Annotated in this window: 1 protein-coding gene; it reads right to left on the bottom strand. The window is 65.0% G+C overall.

Annotated features, from left to right (window positions below; translation table 11 throughout):
* Positions 1 to 9: 9 nt before the first annotated feature.
* The coding region (locus PG5_RS32385) for a LysR family transcriptional regulator (protein ID WP_052024760.1) at positions 10 to 846 on the bottom strand (837 nt) is incomplete at its 5' end.

The raw sequence follows: 846 nt of genomic DNA, 5'->3' as shown, positions 1-846 counted from the left end.
CGGCAGCTCCTACAGGGGCGTGATTGTTTGTGGCAGCAACTCGTCGATCATCCGCAAGCAATGGTTCAACCCCGGTGAAACGTCGCCCACCCGCCGACTGAGAATGATCGGTGAGGTGGCGTTGTCTTCCAGCAGCGGGGTGAAACCGATGTCGTCGCGGTGCAGCAATTGCACCGAGGCCGGCACCAGCGTGATCCCTATCCCGGCACCCACCAACCCGATCGCCGTCTGCAGCTCGTTGGTCCATTGCGCAATATGGATGCTCACCCCATAGGATTCGAACAGCGCGATCACGTGGTCGGCATAGCTGGGGCGGGGGTTGCCGGGGTACAGCACGAACGGCTCTTTGGCCAGGTCGCGCAGGCTGACGGGCCCGGCCAGCAGCGGGTGACCGGCGGGCAGGGCGGCCACCAGTCGGTCTTCGGTGAGCACGGTCTGGACGATGGCCGGGTCGTCGATGCGGATGCGGCCGAAGCCGACGTCGATGCGCCCGGCCTTGAGCGCCTGTACCTGCTGCAGTGTGGTCATCTCCGACAGCCCGAGTTCCAGTTCCAGCGGTTCGCCGCTGCGCAAGCGGCGAATCAGTTCCGGCAGCACGCCGTACAGCGTCGAAGGCGCAAAGCCGATGCCCAGCCAGGTCTTTTCCCCCAGGCCGATGCGTCGGGTGTTGTCGCAGACCTTGTGCAACTGGTCGAGGAGGGCGGTGGAATGCTCATGGAAAAAACGCCCGGCGTCGGTCAGCTTCAACGGTCGGCCACGCTCGAGCAGCATCACCCCCAGTTCATCTTCCAACTGCTGGATCTGCCGGCTCAAGGGCGGCTGGGCGATGTGCAGGCGTTCGGCGGC

The sequence above is a fragment of the Pseudomonas sp. G5(2012) genome (genome assembly GCF_000408945.1).
GTDB lineage: Bacteria > Pseudomonadota > Gammaproteobacteria > Pseudomonadales > Pseudomonadaceae > Aquipseudomonas > Aquipseudomonas umsongensis.
Note: the sequence above shows the minus strand (reverse complement) of the source record. Positions and strands in the feature narration are given on the sequence as shown.